At 65.2% G+C, this 17,318-nt stretch carries 19 protein-coding genes; 9 read left to right on the top strand and 10 right to left on the bottom strand.

Annotated features, from left to right (window positions below; all coding sequences use genetic code 11):
• Window positions 1–23 precede the first annotated feature (23 nt).
• Window positions 24–1,085 carry a lipoate--protein ligase family protein gene (locus tag H9627_RS11310; RefSeq protein WP_191734142.1) on the top strand — a complete coding sequence of 354 codons (1,062 nt, stop codon included), beginning with the start codon at window positions 24–26 and terminating at the stop codon, window positions 1,083–1,085.
• On the opposite strand, the gene H9627_RS11305 is transcribed toward H9627_RS11310, so the two are convergent.
• The gene (locus H9627_RS11305) at window positions 1,082–1,531 is read right to left on the bottom strand and encodes a VOC family protein (RefSeq protein ID WP_191734141.1); all 450 of its coding nucleotides are present in this window, start codon (window positions 1,529–1,531) and stop codon (window positions 1,082–1,084) included. The genes H9627_RS11310 and H9627_RS11305 overlap by 4 nt on opposite strands.
• A 122-nt stretch (window positions 1,532–1,653) precedes the next feature.
• Here H9627_RS11305 and H9627_RS11300 point away from each other — a divergent pair, with 122 nt between their 5' ends.
• A complete protein-coding gene (locus tag H9627_RS11300; protein WP_191734140.1) occupies window positions 1,654–2,286 on the top strand; it encodes an MBL fold metallo-hydrolase in 633 nt (210 codons plus the stop codon).
• A gap of 10 nt (window positions 2,287–2,296) precedes the next feature.
• Here the strand turns inward: H9627_RS11300 and H9627_RS11295 are convergent, their stop codons facing one another.
• A complete protein-coding gene (locus H9627_RS11295) occupies window positions 2,297–3,235 on the bottom strand; it encodes a DMT family transporter (protein ID WP_191734139.1) in 939 nt (312 codons plus the stop codon).
• A gap of 62 nt (window positions 3,236–3,297) precedes the next feature.
• Here H9627_RS11295 and H9627_RS11290 point away from each other — a divergent pair, with 62 nt between their 5' ends.
• From H9627_RS11290 to H9627_RS11270, 5 genes are all read left to right on the top strand, one after another.
• A complete protein-coding gene (locus tag H9627_RS11290) occupies window positions 3,298–3,822 on the top strand; it encodes a DUF488 domain-containing protein (protein ID WP_191734138.1) in 525 nt (174 codons plus the stop codon).
• 124 nt (window positions 3,823–3,946) lie between these two features.
• A complete protein-coding gene (locus H9627_RS11285) occupies window positions 3,947–4,612 on the top strand; it encodes an NUDIX hydrolase (protein WP_191734137.1) in 666 nt (221 codons plus the stop codon).
• A 67-nt stretch (window positions 4,613–4,679) separates the two neighbouring features.
• Window positions 4,680–6,017, top strand: a complete 1,338-nt coding sequence (gene nadA, locus H9627_RS11280; RefSeq protein WP_191734136.1) for a quinolinate synthase NadA — start codon at window positions 4,680–4,682, stop codon at window positions 6,015–6,017.
• Window positions 6,014–6,856, top strand: coding sequence for a carboxylating nicotinate-nucleotide diphosphorylase (gene nadC / locus H9627_RS11275; protein ID WP_191734135.1), 843 nt, complete (start codon window positions 6,014–6,016; stop codon window positions 6,854–6,856). The genes nadA and nadC overlap by 4 nt, the downstream gene beginning before the upstream one ends.
• Complete coding sequence (locus H9627_RS11270; protein ID WP_191734134.1) at window positions 6,856–7,944, top strand: cysteine desulfurase family protein; 1,089 nt, start codon at window positions 6,856–6,858, stop codon at window positions 7,942–7,944. Before nadC ends, H9627_RS11270 begins: the two co-directional genes overlap by 1 nt.
• A 6-nt stretch (window positions 7,945–7,950) precedes the next feature.
• Here H9627_RS11270 and H9627_RS11265 read toward each other — a convergent pair whose 3' ends face one another.
• The 8 genes from H9627_RS11265 to H9627_RS11230 form a co-directional block, all read right to left on the bottom strand.
• A complete protein-coding gene (locus tag H9627_RS11265) occupies window positions 7,951–8,316 on the bottom strand; it encodes a zinc ribbon domain-containing protein YjdM (protein WP_191734133.1) in 366 nt (121 codons plus the stop codon).
• 57 nt (window positions 8,317–8,373) lie between these two features.
• Window positions 8,374–9,312 (bottom strand): SDR family oxidoreductase, encoded by a 939-nt coding sequence (locus H9627_RS11260; RefSeq protein WP_225213786.1) that lies wholly within the window; start codon window positions 9,310–9,312, stop codon window positions 8,374–8,376.
• Between the two features lie 79 nt (window positions 9,313–9,391).
• On the bottom strand, window positions 9,392–10,174 hold the full coding sequence (locus H9627_RS11255) for a 3-alpha-hydroxysteroid 3-dehydrogenase (protein WP_191734132.1): 783 nt from the start codon (window positions 10,172–10,174) through the stop codon (window positions 9,392–9,394).
• 26 nt (window positions 10,175–10,200) lie between these two features.
• The gene (locus H9627_RS11250) at window positions 10,201–10,800 is read right to left on the bottom strand and encodes a class I SAM-dependent methyltransferase (RefSeq protein WP_191734131.1); all 600 of its coding nucleotides are present in this window, start codon (window positions 10,798–10,800) and stop codon (window positions 10,201–10,203) included.
• Between the two features lie 58 nt (window positions 10,801–10,858).
• Window positions 10,859–11,626: an isocitrate lyase/PEP mutase family protein gene (locus H9627_RS11245; RefSeq protein WP_191734130.1), complete on the bottom strand. Its 768-nt coding sequence runs from the start codon at window positions 11,624–11,626 to the stop codon at window positions 10,859–10,861.
• A gap of 130 nt (window positions 11,627–11,756) precedes the next feature.
• Window positions 11,757–12,293 carry a GNAT family N-acetyltransferase gene (locus H9627_RS11240; RefSeq protein ID WP_191734129.1) on the bottom strand — a complete coding sequence of 179 codons (537 nt, stop codon included), beginning with the start codon at window positions 12,291–12,293 and terminating at the stop codon, window positions 11,757–11,759.
• A gap of 22 nt (window positions 12,294–12,315) precedes the next feature.
• Window positions 12,316–13,059 (bottom strand): SCO1664 family protein, encoded by a 744-nt coding sequence (locus H9627_RS11235; protein ID WP_191734128.1) that lies wholly within the window; start codon window positions 13,057–13,059, stop codon window positions 12,316–12,318.
• Window positions 13,059–13,754 carry a histidine phosphatase family protein gene (locus H9627_RS11230; RefSeq protein ID WP_191734127.1) on the bottom strand — a complete coding sequence of 232 codons (696 nt, stop codon included), beginning with the start codon at window positions 13,752–13,754 and terminating at the stop codon, window positions 13,059–13,061. The genes H9627_RS11235 and H9627_RS11230 overlap by 1 nt, the downstream gene beginning before the upstream one ends.
• Window positions 13,755–13,888: 134 nt before the next feature.
• On the opposite strand from H9627_RS11230, the gene H9627_RS11225 reads away from it, so the two are divergent.
• Both H9627_RS11225 and H9627_RS11220 read left to right on the top strand, forming a co-directional pair.
• Window positions 13,889–15,307 carry a sigma 54-interacting transcriptional regulator gene (locus tag H9627_RS11225; protein WP_191734174.1) on the top strand — a complete coding sequence of 473 codons (1,419 nt, stop codon included), beginning with the start codon at window positions 13,889–13,891 and terminating at the stop codon, window positions 15,305–15,307.
• Between the two features lie 43 nt (window positions 15,308–15,350).
• Entirely contained in the window at window positions 15,351–17,303 is a 1,953-nt protein-coding gene (locus tag H9627_RS11220; RefSeq protein ID WP_191734126.1) for a vWA domain-containing protein, read from the top strand.
• Window positions 17,304–17,318 lie beyond the last annotated feature (15 nt).

Raw genomic sequence — 17,318 nt, 5'->3', positions numbered from 1 at the left:
GTTCCGCGCGTAGGGTGGTGGGCATGAAACACCACTTTGAAGTCAAGGTCCCAGGCGGGAAACTCGTGGTCGTAGACGTCATAACCGAGGACGACACCATCACCGGACTGCAGGTCTCCGGCGATTTCTTCATCGACCCGGATGAGGCATTCCTGGCCCTGGGGTCCGCCCTCAACGGTGCCTCGGTGAAGGATCCGGCCAGCGAACTGACCCGGCGTTTCGACGCAGTGCTGGCCCCCTTCGGCGAGGGGTTGGAATTCCACGGTTTCACCACCGCCGATATCGCCCAGGCGGTGCGTCGCGCGGTGACCGGTGGCACCGACTTCACCGACCACGAGTGGGAGATCCTCCAGCCCGGGGTGCTGCCCACCCCGGTGAATGTGGCACTGGATGATCTGCTGCTGGAACAGGTAGCCACGGGTCAGCGGCCCCCCACCCTGCGGTTCTGGGAATGGGATGACCGTGCCATCGTCATGGGGTCCTTCCAGTCCTATGTCAATGAGATCGACGCCGAGGGCGTGGAGGAACACGGTGTGACGGTGGTGCGTCGCATGTCGGGTGGCGGGGCCATGTTCATGGAGGGTGGCAACTGCATCACCTACTCCCTGTACGCCCCGGATTCACTCGTGGCGGGTCTCAGCTATGAGGACTCCTATGAATACCTCGATCGCTGGGTGCTGGCCGCACTGGCCCAGCATGGTGTGGATGCCTGGTATGTGCCCATCAACGACATCACCTCCACCGGAGGCAAGATCGGTGGTGCCGCACAGAAACGCCGGGCGGGTGCCGTCCTGCACCATGTGACCATGTCCTATGACATCGACGCGGACATGATGACGCAGGTGCTGCGCATCGGCAAGGTGAAGATCGCCGACAAGGGCCTGCGCTCGGCGAAGAGGCGGGTGGATCCCCTGCGCCGACAGACCGGCGCGCCCCGTGAGGCCATCATCGAGACCATGAAGACGACCTTCGCCAACCGCTACGGCGGTACGATGGCGCAGCTGTCGGATGCTGATCTCGAGGCCGCACAGGAACTCGTCGATAAGCAGTACGGCACGCCCGAGTGGACGCACCGGGTGCTCTAGATCTCGGTGTCCGCCACGGGGGTGTCCGGCGCTTCGACATCGAAGGCCCACATCACCCCGAAACGGTCGAAAACCTGGCCGTAGTATCCGCCCCAGGGGGCTTCCTCGAACGGCATCCCCACGTGCCCACCACCGTCGACCAGACGCTGGATCACCTCCCGGGCCTCCTCCGGCGTGTTCAGTGAATACAGCAGTGAATAGGCGGTGTCGCGGAGGGGGAGCTCCGCTTCACCGGGCATGCTGTCCCCGCCGGTGAGGGTGCCACCGGTAATGATGAGCTGGGCGTGGGCGACGAGATCGGGATCAGGTTCGAAGGGGAACTCCCCGGTGGGAACATCCCCGTATTTGGTCAGATTCAGGTCACCTTCGAAGACCTGGGCCCAGTGTTCGAACACCTCCGCGGCATTGCCGGGGAAGGTGAGGTAGGTGGAGAGGGTATGTGTCATGATCGAAACTCCTCTGGCTCTTGGCAGATGCACCACTCATGCTACGCCCCGAACCCCGGTGACGTGTTCCGCGTCACATAACTGCTGCTCCCGGCGCGGGGATTTCGACCACAATGGACACCATGAAGATCACACGCCATCTCCACGCCTGTGTGGAGATCAACCACCACGGATACACCCTCATCATCGATCCCGGCTCCTTCGGCGTTCCCGAGTCTCTGGCCAGCGCCGATGCCGTCCTGATCACCCACGGTCACCCGGACCACCTGGACCAGCAGGCCCTCCTCCGGGCCCACCGCACCAACCCCGGGATGGTCATCTACGCACCGGCCTTCCTCGCTGATGAACTCCCGGTGGAGGCGCACGCGGTGGACCACGGGCAGAGCTTCACCATCGGTGGCATCCCAATCGAGGTGGTGGGCTCGAAACACGCCATGATCACCCACACCCAGGATGTCCCGGAGAACATCGGGTACCTGATCGGTGGCCGGATCCTACACCCGGGTGACAACTTCCAACCGATCAGGGATGTCGATGTCGCACTGGTTCCCGTCAACGGCCCCTGGGTGAAAATGCTCGATGTGGAGGCATGGCTGAAGAAGTTCCCACCGAAGCATTTCGTGGGGATCCATGACGGGATCGTCAATGAACACGGACTTGCGATCAACACCAAGATCCTCACCCTGCTGGCCGATAAATACGGCTCGACCTATCTCCCCCTGGCCCCGGGGGATTCCCTGGACCTGGGTGTGTGACTGCCCCGTCCTACACCACCCGGATCAGCGCGACCCCAATGATGATGACCAGCAGGCCGAGCACCTGGGTCCATGCGACCTTCCGTCGGGTGGCACCCAGGAGCCCGAAGGTGTCGATGAGCAGACTGCCCGCCAGCATGCCCAGCAGCATGGACACCACCGTCATGCCGGTGCCCAGGATGGGGCCCAGCGCGGCCGTGGCGTAGACGATCGTCGCCCCCAGCAGGCCACCGATCCACATCCACCAGGGATTGGAGCGCCCCACCACCGCGACCCCGCGCCAGGGGGTGCGGGTAGCCACCAGCAACAACAGCAGGGTCAGGGTGCCGACAGTGAAGGACACCAGCGCCGCCTCCACCGGTGCTCCCAGCACCACCCCCAGCTGGCCGTTGACCGAGACCTGCATGGCGGCACACGCCCCCATGAGCAGCCCCAGACCCCGCCACAACCAGACCCCCGGTGACTGACCCGTCGATACGCATTCTGACCGGTTTCGGCCCCGCGCGCGGATCATCCCGACCGCCGCGGTGGCCCCGGCCAGGACCAGAAACGCGCCGCCCACCCGCGTCCACCCCAGCGGGATCTGTGGTGCACGCAGCAGGCCGAAGGTGTCGATGAGCAGGCCGGTGATCACCTGGCCCGTGATCGGCAGGATCACCGTCTGCACGCTGCCCACCCGGGGAAACAGCAGGATATTACCCGTCAGCACCATCACACCCAGGACGCCACCGGTGAACATCCACCACGGCTGCCCGGTGGCCAGTCCCAGCTGTGGCCAGGGGCGCCCACCGGTGACCCAGGTGGCCAGGATCAGCGCACCCGTGCCGATGAGGAAGGAGAAGAACGACGCCATCAGGGGCGTTCCCACACTCTGGCGCAGACGGTTGTTCACCGAGGTCTGGAGCGGGAGGAGAGCGCCGGAGAACACTCCGGACAGGACGGCCAACATTCCCGTCATCGTAGTGCGCACGGCCCTGTTTTTCCCCACCCGCATAACTAGGGTGGGGCGGTATGGCGATCATCTTCACTGTCGGGCACTCCACCCACCCCCTTCCGGTGTTTCTTAACATGTTGACTGACAACGGTGTGGAGCAGCTGGTGGATGTGCGTAAACTCCCCGGCTCGCGGCGCTTTCCCCACTTTGACCAGGATGCGCTGCGGGAGTCGCTCGCGGGTGTCGGCATCGGTTATGACTGGGTGGAACCGCTGACAGGACGCCGGAAGGTCAGCACCACGGTGCCGTTCGAGGTCAATGCGTTCTGGAACAACCGTAGTTTCCACAACTACGCCGACCACGCCCTGTCGGAGGAGTTCGTCTCCGCCGTCGACAAGCTTGTCGACGCCCCCCGCCCCACCGTTCTGTTGTGTTCCGAAGCCGTCTGGTGGCGGTGCCACCGGCGCATCATCACCGATCACCTGCTGGCCCGGGGCGTGGAGGTCACCCACATCATGGGTCCGGGTCAGACCCAGGCAGCCACCCTGACCGCCGGCGCGGTGGTCGGCCCGGACCACCAGGTCACCTATCCCGCCGGTTGAGCAGCCTGCGAATCCTGCATAGTTCACCCCCGGATTCGGCGGGGTAATCGTCTTCTGGTCATTGTGACTGTAAGATCATCGACATCATAAAGTCACTTTGACCATAAGGGGGTGTCGTGATCCAGTGACCCGACCCGACAACACCATCCAGGTGGCCGTCTCCACGGTCATCTTCGCGCTGCGTCCCGATGACCAGGACCTGCCCGCCCTGTGGACCCCCTTTGTCGCCCGCACCCGCGATCCGCACCTGGGCCGGTGGGCGCTGCCCGGTGGTTGGTTATCCGAGAATGAGGAACTCGAGGAGGTGGCGGCCCGCACCCTCGGGGAGACCACCGGCCTGCACCCCAGCTACCTGGAACAGCTCTACACCTTCGGCGCCCGGGACCGCTCCCCCACCGGCAGGGTGGTCTCCGTCGTGTACTGGGCCCTGGTGCGCGCCGATGAGATCGAACGCGCCGAACCCGGCGAGAACGTCCAGTGGTTCCAGGCCGACAACCTCCCCGACCTGGCCTTCGACCACAACCGGATCGTCGACTACGCCCTGCAGCGCCTGCGCACCAAGGTCGAATACGCGGACATCGCCCATTCCTTCCTCGGGGAGACCTTCACCATCGCCCAGCTGCGCACCGTCCACGAGGCGGTGCTCGGACACAAACTCGATGCCGCCAACTTCCGAAGATCCGTGGCCACCTCACCCGATCTCGTGGACACCGGCGAGGTGCTGACGGGAACACCGCACAGACCACCCAAGCTCTACAGGTTCACCCGCACCCCCAACCCCACCCGCTGATACCCCACCCCCTGATCAGCGTCCCCCTGCCTTTCACCCACAGAAGAAAACAGCGAGAACACCCACCATGACCACATCCCAGATCACTGTCACCGATGCGTCGGTCGATCACGCCCTCCAGCTCATCGCCACCGGTGAGTCCACCGGTTCCTCCTGCGCACCGGAGCTTGCCGACGGCCCCTGGCTCCTCGACACCCCGGCGATGGCACCCGGTTACGGCCCCGGCGCCTCCCAGGCTGATCCCCTGCCCCTGGCCATACCCCGGCAGCAGGTCCTGCCCGAGTCCTACCGCACCGCCACCGAGGAGGAACTCCACGAGCGCATCCGCACCGCCAAAAAGACCCTCGGTGAGAAGGTGGTCATCCTCGGCCACTTCTACCAGCGTGATGAGGTGGTGCAGCACGCCGATTTCGTCGGTGACTCCTTCCAGCTCGCCCGCGCCGCCAAGGGCCGCCCGGAGGCGGAGGCCATCGTGTTCTGCGGTGTCCACTTCATGGCGGAGACCGCCGACCTGCTCTCCGCCGACGACCAGGCTGTGATCCTGCCGAACCTGGCCGCAGGCTGCTCCATGGCGGATATGGCCGATCTGGATTCCGTCGAGGACTGCTGGGAGCAGCTCGAGGAGATCTACGGTACCGAGCCCGATGACCAGGGTCGCGCACCGGTGATCCCCGTGACCTACATGAACTCCTCCGCAGCACTCAAGGGGTTCGTCGGCAGGCACGGTGGCATCGTGTGTACCTCCTCCAACGCCGCCGCCGTGCTGGAGTGGGCCTTCGAGCGTGGCCAGCGTGTGCTGTTCTTCCCCGATCAGCACCTGGGCCGCAACACCGCCAAGGCCATGGGCATCCCGCTGGAGCAGATGCCGCTGTGGAATCCGAACAGGACGCTCGGTGGCAACACCCGCGAGGAACTCGAGGATGCCAAGGTGCTGCTCTGGCACGGTTTCTGCTCCGTACACAAGCGCTTCACCGTGGAGCAGATCGAGAAGGCCCGCCGGGAGTACCCGGATGTCCACGTCGTGGTGCACCCCGAGTCCCCCATGCCGGTGGTCGATGCCGCTGATTCCTCCGGGTCCACCGACTTCATCGTCAAGGCGATCCAGGCGGCACCGGCCGGGTCGACCTTCGCCATCGGCACCGAGATCAACCTGGTCCAGCGCCTGGCTGCCCAGTACCCGCAGCACACCATCTTCTGCCTCGACCCCGTGATCTGTCCGTGCTCCACCATGTACCGCATCCACCCCGGTTACCTCGCCTGGGTGCTGGAGGAGCTTGTCGACGGCCGCGTGGTCAACCAGATCAGCGTCGGCGAGGATGTCGCCGACCCCGCCCGGGTGGCGCTGGAACGCATGCTGGCCGTCGTCCCCACCCAGTCCGCCGCCACCAAGGGAGCCACCAAATGATCGATCAGCGCACCACCGACAGAATCGTCGCCGCCGCGCTGGACGAGGACGCCCCCTGGGGTGATCTCACCTCCGAGAACCTCGTCCCGGAATCGGCCATTGTCCGCGCCCACCTGGTGGCCCGCGAACCCGGTGTGTTCAGTGGTACCTGCCTGCTGGAGGCGGCCTTCCGGCTGGTGGACCCGGAGATCCGCATCGAACTGCAGATCACCGATGGTGAGGCGTTCGAACCGAAATCGCTGGGCACCATCACCGGTTCCGCACGTGCAATCCTGCGGGCTGAGCGCATCGCCCTGAACTTCACCCAGCGTATGTCCGGCATCGCCACCCAGACCGCCCGGTATGTCGAGGCCGTGGCGGGCACCCAGGCCCGCATCGTGGATACCCGCAAGACCACACCCGGTCTGCGCATCATTGAACGTCAGGCGGTCCGTGACGGCGGTGGCCACAACCACCGCACCTCCCTCTCCGATGCTGTCATGGTCAAGGACAACCACCTCGCCTCAGTGGTCTCCAGCGGGATGACCATCACCGAGGCCCTGCTGCAGATGAAGTCGCGTCTGCCCCACACCACCCACGTGGAGGTCGAGGTGGACCGCCTCGATCAGATCGAACCGGTGCTGGCCGCCGGCGTGGACACCATCATGCTGGACAACTTCACCAATGATGACCTGCGTGAGGGCATCAAGATGGTGGCGGGTCGCGCGATCGTAGAGGCCTCCGGTGGGGTCAACCTGGACACCGTCGCCGACATTGCCCTCACGGGTGTGGATGTCATCTCCGTCGGTGCACTGACCCACTCGGTGCGGGCCCTGGACCTGGGGCTCGACTTCGAATAATGATCTACCTGGACAATGCGGCGACCACAGGGGTGCGTCGAGAAGCACTCGAGGCCATGTGGCCGTACCTGACCAGCCACTTCGGCAACCCGTCCAGCCCCCACGGCGTCGGCGAGGCGGCCGCGGCGGGCCTGGAGGCGGCGCGCAAGGTGGTGTCCCGGGTGGTCGGCGGGCGGGCCTCGCAGGTGATCTTCACCTCCGGTGGCACCGAGGCCGACAACCTCGCCATCAAGGGCATTGCCCTGGCCAACCCGCGGGGTCGACACATCATTACCACCCCGCTGGAGCATTCCGCGGTCCTGGAATCCATTGACTACCTGGTGCGTTTCCACGACTTCGAGGTCAGCTATCTCGCCCCTGATGAGTACGGCCTGGTCTCCCCGGCGGAACTGGCACAGCTCACCCGTCCGGACACCACGCTGGTGAGCATCCACTACGCCAACAATGAGATCGGCACGGTCCAGCCCATCCGGGAACTGGCCGCGGCGACCACCGCACCCGTCCACACCGATGCGGTGCAGGCCGCCGGGCTGCCCCTAGCGGATCTGGGGGTGGATGCGATCAGCCTGTCCGGACATAAGATCGGTGCACCGAAGGGCATCGGTGCATTGTGGTGCCGCCTGCCGGTCGAGCCGGTCATCCACGGCGGCGGGCAGGAACGTGGGCGACGCAGCGGGACGGAGAACGTCGCCGGTGCGGTTGCCTTCGCCGCAGCCCTGAACGCCTCGCTTGTCGGCGCCCCACCCGACCTCACCGATTTCATCACCGAGGTGCTCACCATCGACGGCGCACACCTGACCGGGCACCCCACCCGGAGGTTGCCCGGTCATGCGTCCTTTGTCTTCGACCACACCGCCGGCGAGACGGTGCTGCTGGAATTGGAACACCGTGGCATCATCTGCTCCCCCGGTTCCGCCTGTGGATCCGGGGAGGTTCCGCATGTCCTGCTCGCCATCGGGTTGCCGGAGGATCTGGCACGGACCTCCGTGCGGTTCACATTCTCCCCCGTCAACACCCCGGACGAGGTGGACACCGCCACCCACGCTGTGGTGGAGGCGGTGTCCGCGGTGAGAGCTATCGGTGGATAAGGAAACCTAGAGTTTCTTCACCACGCTGGATTTCAGCTGCATCTTGCCGAAACCCGGGACGGTGGCATCGATGTCATGGCCATCGACGCCACCGCCCTCGATGAGGCGGATGTCGGTGACCTTGGTGCCGATCTTGATGTCCTTTCCTCCCCCGCCCTTGACCTTGAGGCTCTTGACGATGGAGACGCTGTCACCGTCCTGCAGGACATTGCCCACGGAATCCCTGATCACCGGGGTGGCATCGGCAGAATCAGTGGCGTCCACCTCACCGGGGACCCACTCATGTGCGCACATGGGGCACACGAGCAGGGGGCCGTTCTCATAGGTGAATTCGCTGTCACACTGGGGACATGGAGGTAGTTGATCTGACATAAATCCAGTATCCTACCCCGTTTCCCCAGCTGATAGGCCATTATTGCTGTGGTATCCCTAGGGTGCGGGGGTACCACCGTTGACGTTGAGGGTCTCACCGATGACATAGCTGGACTCGGAGGAGGCCAGGAAAACATAGGCGGGTGCCAGCTCGGTCGGCTGGCCGGCGCGACCCAGCGGGGTGTTCTTGCCGAACTCCGGCAGATCTTCCTTATTCTGACCGTCGGATACCTGCAGCGGGGTCCAGAACGGTCCCGGTGCCACCGCATTGACGCGGATGCCCTTGGGGGCGAGCTGCTGGCCGAGGCCCTTGGTGAAGTTGTTGATCGCGGCCTTGGTGGAGGCGTAGTCCAGCAGGTTCGCCGAGGGCTGGTAGGCCTGGATCGAGGTGGTGTTGACGATGCTGGAGCCCGGCTCGAGGTGCTTGAGGGCCTCACGGGTGATCCGGAACATGGCCAGGATGTTGACGTTGAAGGTGTCGTCCAGCTGCTCGTCGGTGAGATCCTCCAGGCTGTCCTGGGCGATCTGACGGCCAGCGTTGTTGACCAGAATATCCAATCCGCCGAGGGCATCGACTGCGTCGGTGACCAGCTGGCGGCAGAACCCGGCATCTGCGAGATCACCCGGGAGCAGGGCGATCTTCTTACCGTCCTTCTCCACAACATCCCTGACCCACTGGGCGTCCTCCTCCTCATCGGGGAGGTAGTTCAGGGCAATGTCCGCGCCCTCGCGGGCGAAGGCGACGGCCACCGCGGCACCGATACCGGAGTCACCACCGGTGATCAGGGCGCGACGGCCCTGAAGACGTCCCGTGCCACGGTAGGAGAACTCACCGCGGTCGGTCTTGGGGACAAGGTCCGCATCCAGGCCAGGTTCGGGCTGATCCTGGATGGGTGGTTCGATCTCCGGGTAGCGGGTGACCGGGTTCTGGAAGGTCAGCTGGTCGGTGGTTTCATGATTGGCGTTGTCGGTGGTGGAACCGTTTGTCTCGGTCATGATCTCTCCTTCACAATTGGTGGATCTGCATCGTGAGTGCTCCAGATTACACTTCTTTTATATATCGGTGTCCGGATGATTACCAGATGTCATCGCCGCGGGACTGGGCATCGTACCCGCCGTCGACGAAGATGATCTGGCCGGTCATCCGCGCATTATCTGCGGAGACCAGGAACGCGTGGACAGCGGCGATGTGCTCCGCCTCGGCGATGCCGTTGTAGGGGGTGGGCATGGCGTCGGCGGCCATCTTGCGGCCCTCCTCCGTGGAGAAGAGCTCGGTGGTCATGCCGGTGTAGACCTGCCCCGGCCCCACACCGTTGATGCCGATTCCTGCGCCCGCGTACTCCGGGGTGAGTGCCATCCGGCGGATCCAGCGGGAGATTGCCCGCTTGGAGCTGGAGTAGTTGGCGTAGCCGATCTCTGGGCCCTGTCCGGCGAGAGCCACACCGCGTTCCACGGCGGCGTCGTAATTGCCGTCGAGCAGCATGTCCACCAGTTCCGGGTCATTGCCCTGGAGGGTGGCGGCAGACGAGGTCACCGTGATGCGGGGTGCCTCGGACTTCGCCAGCAGGGGACGCAGCCCCTCAATGAGGGCGACGGTGCCGAAGTAGTTGATCTTGAGCGCCAGTTCGGTGGGATGGGAGACGCCGGCGTTGGCCACCAGGCCGTCGATGACCCCGTCGCTGAGCTCGGTGATCTTCTCCACCGCGGCGGCCACCCCCTCCTTCGTTCCGAGGTCGGCGGTGACATCGCCCTCCCTGAGATCAACCCGGATGACGCGGTTGCCGGCGTCCTCGAGGATCTGTGCGGTAGCCTGACCGATTCCAGATGCTGCTCCGGTGACAACAATGGTGCGTGACATGAAAACCCTCTCCTTGATAACTGTGTCTACTGTTTCTTGATGGCGATAACGGTGGCCTGTGGCCAGGTACCTGCGTCCTGCCGGTGCTGGGAGTGGATGATGCGGAACCCCTCATCATCGAGCAGATTGGTCATCTCGGCAGCCGACCAGGACCAGGTGGGGGCGATCGGGTGCTCGACGGTGGTTACTTCGGTGCCGTCGATATAGCCCAGCAGGATGGAACCACCGGGGCGCAGAGCACGGTGGAATTCCGCGAGAACATCGGGCATCTGTTCCGGCGGGGTGTGGATGAGGGAATACCAGGCGAGGATGCCCCCGAGAGCACCATCCGGTACCGGCAGGGTGTCCATGGACCCTTCAATGAACGTCACGTCCGGATACTCCCGGCGGGCGATCCCCACCAGCTCCGGGGTGATGTCGATGCCCATGACCTCCAGGCCCATCTGGTGCAGGATGTGGGTCCACCGGCCGGATCCGCTGCCGGCGTCGATGATCGACCCCTCCACGGTCCGGGCCCACCGGGTGATCAGGTCCTTCTCCGCCGGGGATGCCCCCTCCGCCGTGCCGAGCAACCGGTGGTAGCTCTCGGCCCGGGCACCGTAGGCGCCGGTGACCTCATCCGACATGGTGTCCTCCTGCTGACATGGGGAACGGGGACTGGGTGGGGCGTCGATAAGCGCGGGTTTAGGCGATCCACTTCCCGAGCTGGCCCACCGACAGCTCCGCCAGCCACATCTGCCACAGTGGGCCGAAGGTGACGCGACGGGCGCCGAGCTGGGTCAGGGCCGCGAGGTCGCCTGCGCCGTGTCCATCGGCCGGGTGGGCGGTGACATTGACCGGGACGGAAACTGCCTTGACCAACTGAGATACCTGATCTGCGGTGACCAGACCGACGGGATAGACGGAACGGGCGCCGGCGGATTCCATGAGCCTGATGCGCTCCTGCGCCTCGGCGAGGGGATCCTCGAAGACATCGGTGCCCAGCTTCACGGCATCGGTGCGACCGTTGATGACAAAGTCCACGCCCGCGTCATCGGCGGCGGCGCGTGCTGCGGCGATGTAGTCGGCGTGCTCCTGGCGATCGCGCACGCGCTTGCCCTCGGAGTGGACGACATCCTCGATGTTGGCGCCGACAGCACCGGCCTCCAGTAGACGTTCGATGAGCTCCGCGGGCTGGAGCCCATAACCGGATTCCACATCAGCACTGACGGGCACCTCGACGGATGAGCTGATGCGCTTGATCTTGTCCAGGTAATCGGCGAAATCCATGTTCTCACCATCGGAACTGCCGATGGCGTCTGCAACCGGGTGGCTGCCGATGGTCAGGCCCTCAAAACCCGCCTCGACGGCAACCCCGGCGCTCCAGGTGTCCCACACGGTGGGCAGCACCAGGGTACGACCGGATTCGTGAGCCTGGGCGAAGGTGGTGGCAAGTGCTTTTACATCAGTCATTCTTTACTCCCTTGAAAGGTCGGTTGAATGTGCGGTGATCAATCGCGATAGGCGATGTTGGCGGCCATCCTACGTTCAATCCGGGCGCGGGAGTCGGGCCGGGGCTCTGAGCTGCAACGATCGGTGCTGCTCAGAGCACCAGTTCAAAGAGATGGAAGTCGGTGAGATCGTAGTTTCCGTAGTCGATCCGATGGCAGCCGAGATCGGTGAACCCGTAGCCGGTGTAGAGCCGCATGGCGGGGGTGTTCTCGACGTAGACATCCAGCCGGATGGCGCGCAGGCCTTGTTGCCTGGCCAGATCCATCGTGGCATCGAGGATGAAGCGGGCGATCCCCTGCCCGGCGCGCTCCGGCAGCACGCCGAGCGCATGGACCACCAGCACCTCCTCAGGTGGAGCGTCGATGGCCCAGTCGGCGCGACCATAACCGTCCGCGGCGTCGTGGTTGAGCACTACTGCACCGACGATCCTGTTGTTATCAACACCGTAGCGCACGACGTACAGCTCCCCCGCGATGATCCAGGAAGCGATGAGCTCCGGGCCGGGGTGCCCCACCTGATGCCACCGGGGATAGTCGATGGTGGCACCCAGGTGGTCGATGATGGTGCGGTAGACCTGCTGGACCGCGGCGATATTCTCGGGCCTGGCCCGGGTGAAGGTCAGGGGCATGGTTGTCTCCTCGGTCTGGCGCTCACACCAGCGGCCAGGGGAACTGGTAATGCGAACGGGGATGTGGGAAGAACGGCAGGCGCACAATGCGTGAGGCCCTGGTCTGGAGGGCGTCGACCTCATCGGGCAGCAGGAGGCGGGCGAGGTCATCGGGCACCTCGTCGATGAGTGGGGAGACCGCGCGCACCAGTTCCTGATCGATGGGTTCACCCGCGAAATCCCAGATCACGGTGCGGAGTTTGGACTCGGCGTGGAAACACAGTCCGTGATCAATGCCCCACACGCGGTCCCCCGCGCCCAGCAGGACGTGACCGGATTTACGGTCGGTGTTGTTGGCCAGCAGATCAAACACCGCCATGCGACGAAACTGATCGTGCAGATCCTCACGGGTGTCCAACAGGGGAAAATAATGATCGCCCTCATGATCGATGAACCACTGCAGTGATCCCACCCCGAAAGGCGCATCCTCCCGGGTCACCGTCGGGGGCACCAGGTGCCAGCCCAGGTACTCGCTGAGGAGGAAGGCTGCCTCCTCGCGGGCGTGCAGACCCGGGGGGAAATCAAACAGTGGCCTCTCCCCCAGCAGGGGCTTGTACACCGCCCAGCCGTAGTGCTCCCCGTGGCTGGAATCCACCACGAACCCCAGATTGCTCGATTCAATCAGCTGGGTCACCACCGCGAGCTTCCCTGTGCGCAGGATCTCCAGTTCCCGATCAAATGGTGGGCGTGGATCCTGCTCCCCGACCTCGCCGAACTCCCCGGTCATCAGCCCTCCCGCAGGTAACTCAAAGAACCGGTCCGGGAGTTGGTCACCACCATGCGGAACTGGTTCCGTGGCGTGGTGTCGGCGGGGTCCTCCCCTGCCGCCTGGTCGCCCGGTGCCTTAGGTGTGAGGAATTCCGCCACCGAGATCGAGGCCGTATCGATGCTGATGCGCTGGAAGGAATCCAACGGGATACCACCGAGGTGGGCCACCACCGCCTTGAGGGGGTCTGCGTGACTGAACAGTGCCACCACCTCACCGGTGTGCCGGGCAGCGATCTCCTCCACCGCCGCAGCCATCCGCTGCTGCATCTCGGTAAAGCTCTCCCCGCCGGGGAAACGGAAGGTGGAGGGCTGTTGCTGCACCGTCCTCCATTCGGGCAGTTTGTACAGGTCGGTGAGTTTCTGCCCCGTCCATTCACCGAACTCACACTCGACCAACGCGTCCATGACCTGTGGTTCCAGCCCGAACTTCTCTGCGGTCGGCGCGGCGGTTTCCCGGGCGCGTTCCATCGGGGAGGTGTAGATGGCGGCCAGGGGTAGTGCGTCGATACGCTCTGCTACCTCGCTCGCCTGCCTGCGTCCCACATCGCTGAGGTGGAGGCCCGGCGCGCGACCGGGCAGTACCTGGCCGGTGGTGGGCGTGGCACCGTGGCGCACCAGCAGAAGAAGCGTTGAGGTGGGTGGCGTGGTCTCCATTCTGGGAAGCCTACCGAACTTCCCGACGGCTGGACCTGTTGTTTGAACCGGTGCCGGATCGCCCCTCCGCAACCACCCCCCTGTTGCACAACCGGAAACGTGGCTAGCCTATTGGTGTGAATCCTCAGCATGATGTGACCCCCGATAACTCCCCCAACAGCGCCCCCAGCATCCCTCCGGTTGCCGCCACGCTCGGCGAGCTCAAGGACACCGGGTACACCCACCGCCCGGTGCGTGCGGAGATCCGCGAGAACCTGCTGGCGAAACTGGCCGCGGGTGAGGATCCCTGGCCGGGGCTGCACGGTCTGCAGCACACCGTGATCCCGCAGGTGGAGCGCGCCCTGATCGCGGGCCATGACATCGTCCTGCTCGGCGAACGCGGCCAGGGCAAGACCCGCCTGTTGCGCTCCCTGGCCATGCTTCTCGACGAGTGGACCCCCGCCGTCGCTGACACCGATCTGCGCGAGGATCCCCTGGCCCCCATCACCGACGCCACCCGCCTGCGGGTGGAACTGGAAGGTGATGACCTGCCCATCGTGTGGGTGCACCGCGAGGACCGTTATGCGGAGAAACTCGCCACCCCGGACACCTCGGTGGCGGACCTGATCGGTGATGTGGATCCGATGCGGGTGGCCGAGGGACGTCGCCTGGGTGATCCGGAGACCATCCACTACGGTTTGATCCCACGTTCCAACCGTGGCCTGGTGGCCATCAATGAGCTGCCCGATCTGGCGGAGCGCATCCAGGTGGCCATGCTCAATGTCATGGAGGAACGCGATGTGCAGATCCGTGGCTACATGCTGCGCCTGCCACTGGATGTCCTGGTGGTGGCCTCGGCCAACCCGGAGGACTACACCAACCGTGGGCGCATCATCACCCCGCTCAAGGACCGCTTCGGGGCGGAGATCCGCACCCACTACCCGCTCGCCCTGGAGGATGAGATCGCGGTGATCACCCAGGAGGCGGACCTCGTCGCCGAGATCCCCCCGGTCCTGCTGGAGATCCTGGCCCGTTACACCCGCGCCCTGCGTGAATCCCCCGCGGTGAACCAGCGTTCCGGTGTCTCGGCGCGTTTCTCCATCGCAGGTGCGGAAACCGTCGCGGCCGCCGCACTGCGCCGCGCCACCATCCGCGGTGAGGATACGGCCGTGGCCCGCCTGGTGGATCTGGAGGCCGCCGTGGATGTGCTCAGCGGCAAGATCGAATTCGAATCCGGTGAGGAGGGCCGCGAGTGGGAAACCCTGGAGTACCTGCTGCGCACCGCCACCGCCGAGGCCATCCGCTCCCATCTGCGCGGGGTGGATTTCACCCCGCTGATCGCCGCCCTGGATGGTTCGGTCACCGTCTCCACGGGTGAGCAGGTCACCGCCGAGGAGTTTCTCGCCGGCCTGCCCGAACTGGGCGAGTCTGATCTCTATGACAAGGTCGCCGACATCTTCGGTGCCACCACCCCCGGCACCCGCGCCGCCGCCATCGAGCTGGCACTCGAGGGCCTGTACCTCTCCCGGAAGATCGCCAAGGATTCCGGCGAGGGCGAAACCATCTACGGCTAAACCATCCCCGGCCCACACTGCAAAGACTACGAAGGAGACCGTCATGGCACGCAACTACCGGCGCACCCGCTACGGCCGCTACACCGGTGGGCCGGATCCACTGGCGCCCCCGGTGGATCTCACCGAGGCCCTGGATGCCATCGGTCGGGATGTCATGGCCGGGTACTCCCCCGAGCAGGCCCTGCGCGAATACCTGCGCCGGGGTGCGCGCGGGCGGGAGGGTTTTGATGAACTCGCCCGCCGTGCCGCTGAACGACGCCGTGAGCTGCTGCAACGCAACAACCTCGGCGGCACGCTGCGCGAGGCGAAGAAACTGCTCGACGAGGCGGTGCTGGCCGAGCGCGGTCAGCTCGCCCGTGACGTGATGATGGATGACACCGACCGCTCCTTCCGGGAGTTGCTGCTGGACAATCTTCCCCAGTCCACCCCGGCTGCGATCACCGAACTCAACACCTATGACTGGCAGTCCACCGAGGCGCGACAGAAGTTCGAACAGATCAAGGATCTGCTCGGCCGGGAAATGCTGGATCAGCAGTTCGCCGGCATGAAACAGGCTATGGAGGGTGCCACCGATGAGGACCGCGCCGCTATCGCCGAGATGCTGCGTGACCTCAACGGCCTGCTGGCCAAGCACCGTGAGGGTACCGACACCCCGGCCGACTTCGCGGACTTCATGGCCAAACACGGTGAGCACTTCCCGGAGAATCCCCGCGATATCAACGAGCTCATCGACGCCCTGGCCGCCCGCTCCGCCGCCGCCCAGCGCATGCTCAACTCCATGTCCGAGGAGCAGCGGCAGGAACTGATGGAACTCTCCGCCCAGGCCTTCGGGTCGCCTGAGCTGCAGAACCTGCTGGGTGAACTCGCCGGCAGCCTGCAGGGTCTGCGCCCCGACCTGGACTGGTCCGGTTCCGAGGAATTCTCCGGTGAGGAGGGGATGGGACTCGGTGATGGCACCGGGGCCATGCAGGATCTCGCCGAGCTGGATGCCCTGGCCGAGCAGCTGCGCAATGACCACACCGACATCGACCTCGATGCGGTCAAACGTCAGCTCGGTGAGGAGGCTGCCGTGTCCGCCGACATGCTCGCCCGCCTGGACAAGGCGATGCGCGACAGTGGTCTGTTGCGTCGTCACGCCGACGGTTCGCTGCGCCTGTCCCCGCAGGCGATGCGACGCCTGGGCAAAACCCTGCTTGACGACGCCGCCCAGCACCTCGCCTCCCGCACCGGTGCGCGCGACTCCCGCCTGGCCGGGGCGAGCGGCGAACAGACCGGTGCCTCGCGCCCCTATGAATTCGGTGACACGCAGTCCTGGGATGTCACCCGCACCATCACCAACGCCCTGCAGCGCACCGCAGGCACCGACGGACCCATGAAAATTGAGATCGGTGATGTAGAGGTGGTGGAGACCGAGGCCCGCACCCAGAACGCCGTGGCGCTGCTGGTGGATACCTCCTTCTCCATGGCCGCGAAGGGCCGGTGGGTGCCCATGAAACAGACCGCCCTGGCACTGCACCACCTGCTGTCCACCCGGTTCCGCGGTGATGAACTGGCCCTGATCAGTTTCGGTCGCATGGCCATGAGCATGGACATCGACGAGCTCACCGCCCTGCCACCGGTCCATGAACAGGGCACCAACCTCCACCACGCCCTGCTGCTGGCCGAGCATTTCTTCGCCCGCCACCCCTCGATGCAACCCACCCTGCTCATCGTCACCGACGGTGAACCCACCGCCCACCTGGAGGACTGGGGTGAGGCCTGGTTCAACTGGCCGACCCACCCGGAGACCCTGAAGAAGACCGTCACCCAGCTGGACCGGATCACCCGGCGCGGCACCCGCACTACCTTCTTCCGGCTCGGCCATGATCAGGGCCTGGAGCACTTCCTCAACCAGCTCGCCGACCGCGTGGGTGGCAGGGTCACCGCCCCGGATCTGGATGATCTGGGGGCCGCGGTCATCGGGGAATACCTCAACTTCCGCGATACCGGCTGGTAGGGCACCGGTGCCCGT

The sequence above is a fragment of the Corynebacterium gallinarum genome, assembly GCF_014837045.1.
GTDB classification, from domain to species: domain Bacteria; phylum Actinomycetota; class Actinomycetes; order Mycobacteriales; family Mycobacteriaceae; genus Corynebacterium; species Corynebacterium gallinarum.
This window is presented reverse-complemented; position numbering and strand designations above follow the sequence as displayed.

Coding starts and splice junctions, on each gene's coding strand:
- nadA (WP_191734136.1), top strand. CDS start 4,680: ATGACCACATCCCAGATCACTGTCACCGATGCGTCGGTCGATCACGCC.
- H9627_RS11270 (WP_191734134.1), top strand. CDS start 6,856: ATGATCTACCTGGACAATGCGGCGACCACAGGGGTGCGTCGAGAAGCA.
- nadC (WP_191734135.1), top strand. CDS start 6,014: ATGATCGATCAGCGCACCACCGACAGAATCGTCGCCGCCGCGCTGGAC.
- H9627_RS11235 (WP_191734128.1), bottom strand. CDS start 13,059: ATGACCGGGGAGTTCGGCGAGGTCGGGGAGCAGGATCCACGCCCACCA.
- H9627_RS11265 (WP_191734133.1), bottom strand. CDS start 8,316: ATGTCAGATCAACTACCTCCATGTCCCCAGTGTGACAGCGAATTCACC.
- H9627_RS11245 (WP_191734130.1), bottom strand. CDS start 11,626: ATGACTGATGTAAAAGCACTTGCCACCACCTTCGCCCAGGCTCACGAA.
- H9627_RS11250 (WP_191734131.1), bottom strand. CDS start 10,800: ATGTCGGATGAGGTCACCGGCGCCTACGGTGCCCGGGCCGAGAGCTAC.
- H9627_RS11305 (WP_191734141.1), bottom strand. CDS start 1,531: ATGACACATACCCTCTCCACCTACCTCACCTTCCCCGGCAATGCCGCG.
- H9627_RS11300 (WP_191734140.1), top strand. CDS start 1,654: ATGAAGATCACACGCCATCTCCACGCCTGTGTGGAGATCAACCACCAC.
- H9627_RS11290 (WP_191734138.1), top strand. CDS start 3,298: ATGGCGATCATCTTCACTGTCGGGCACTCCACCCACCCCCTTCCGGTG.
- H9627_RS11255 (WP_191734132.1), bottom strand. CDS start 10,174: ATGTCACGCACCATTGTTGTCACCGGAGCAGCATCTGGAATCGGTCAG.
- H9627_RS11295 (WP_191734139.1), bottom strand. CDS start 3,235: ATGTTGGCCGTCCTGTCCGGAGTGTTCTCCGGCGCTCTCCTCCCGCTC.
- H9627_RS11310 (WP_191734142.1), top strand. CDS start 24: ATGAAACACCACTTTGAAGTCAAGGTCCCAGGCGGGAAACTCGTGGTC.
- H9627_RS11220 (WP_191734126.1), top strand. CDS start 15,351: ATGGCACGCAACTACCGGCGCACCCGCTACGGCCGCTACACCGGTGGG.
- H9627_RS11230 (WP_191734127.1), bottom strand. CDS start 13,754: ATGGAGACCACGCCACCCACCTCAACGCTTCTTCTGCTGGTGCGCCAC.
- H9627_RS11240 (WP_191734129.1), bottom strand. CDS start 12,293: ATGCCCCTGACCTTCACCCGGGCCAGGCCCGAGAATATCGCCGCGGTC.
- H9627_RS11260 (WP_225213786.1), bottom strand. CDS start 9,312: ATGACCGAGACAAACGGTTCCACCACCGACAACGCCAATCATGAAACC.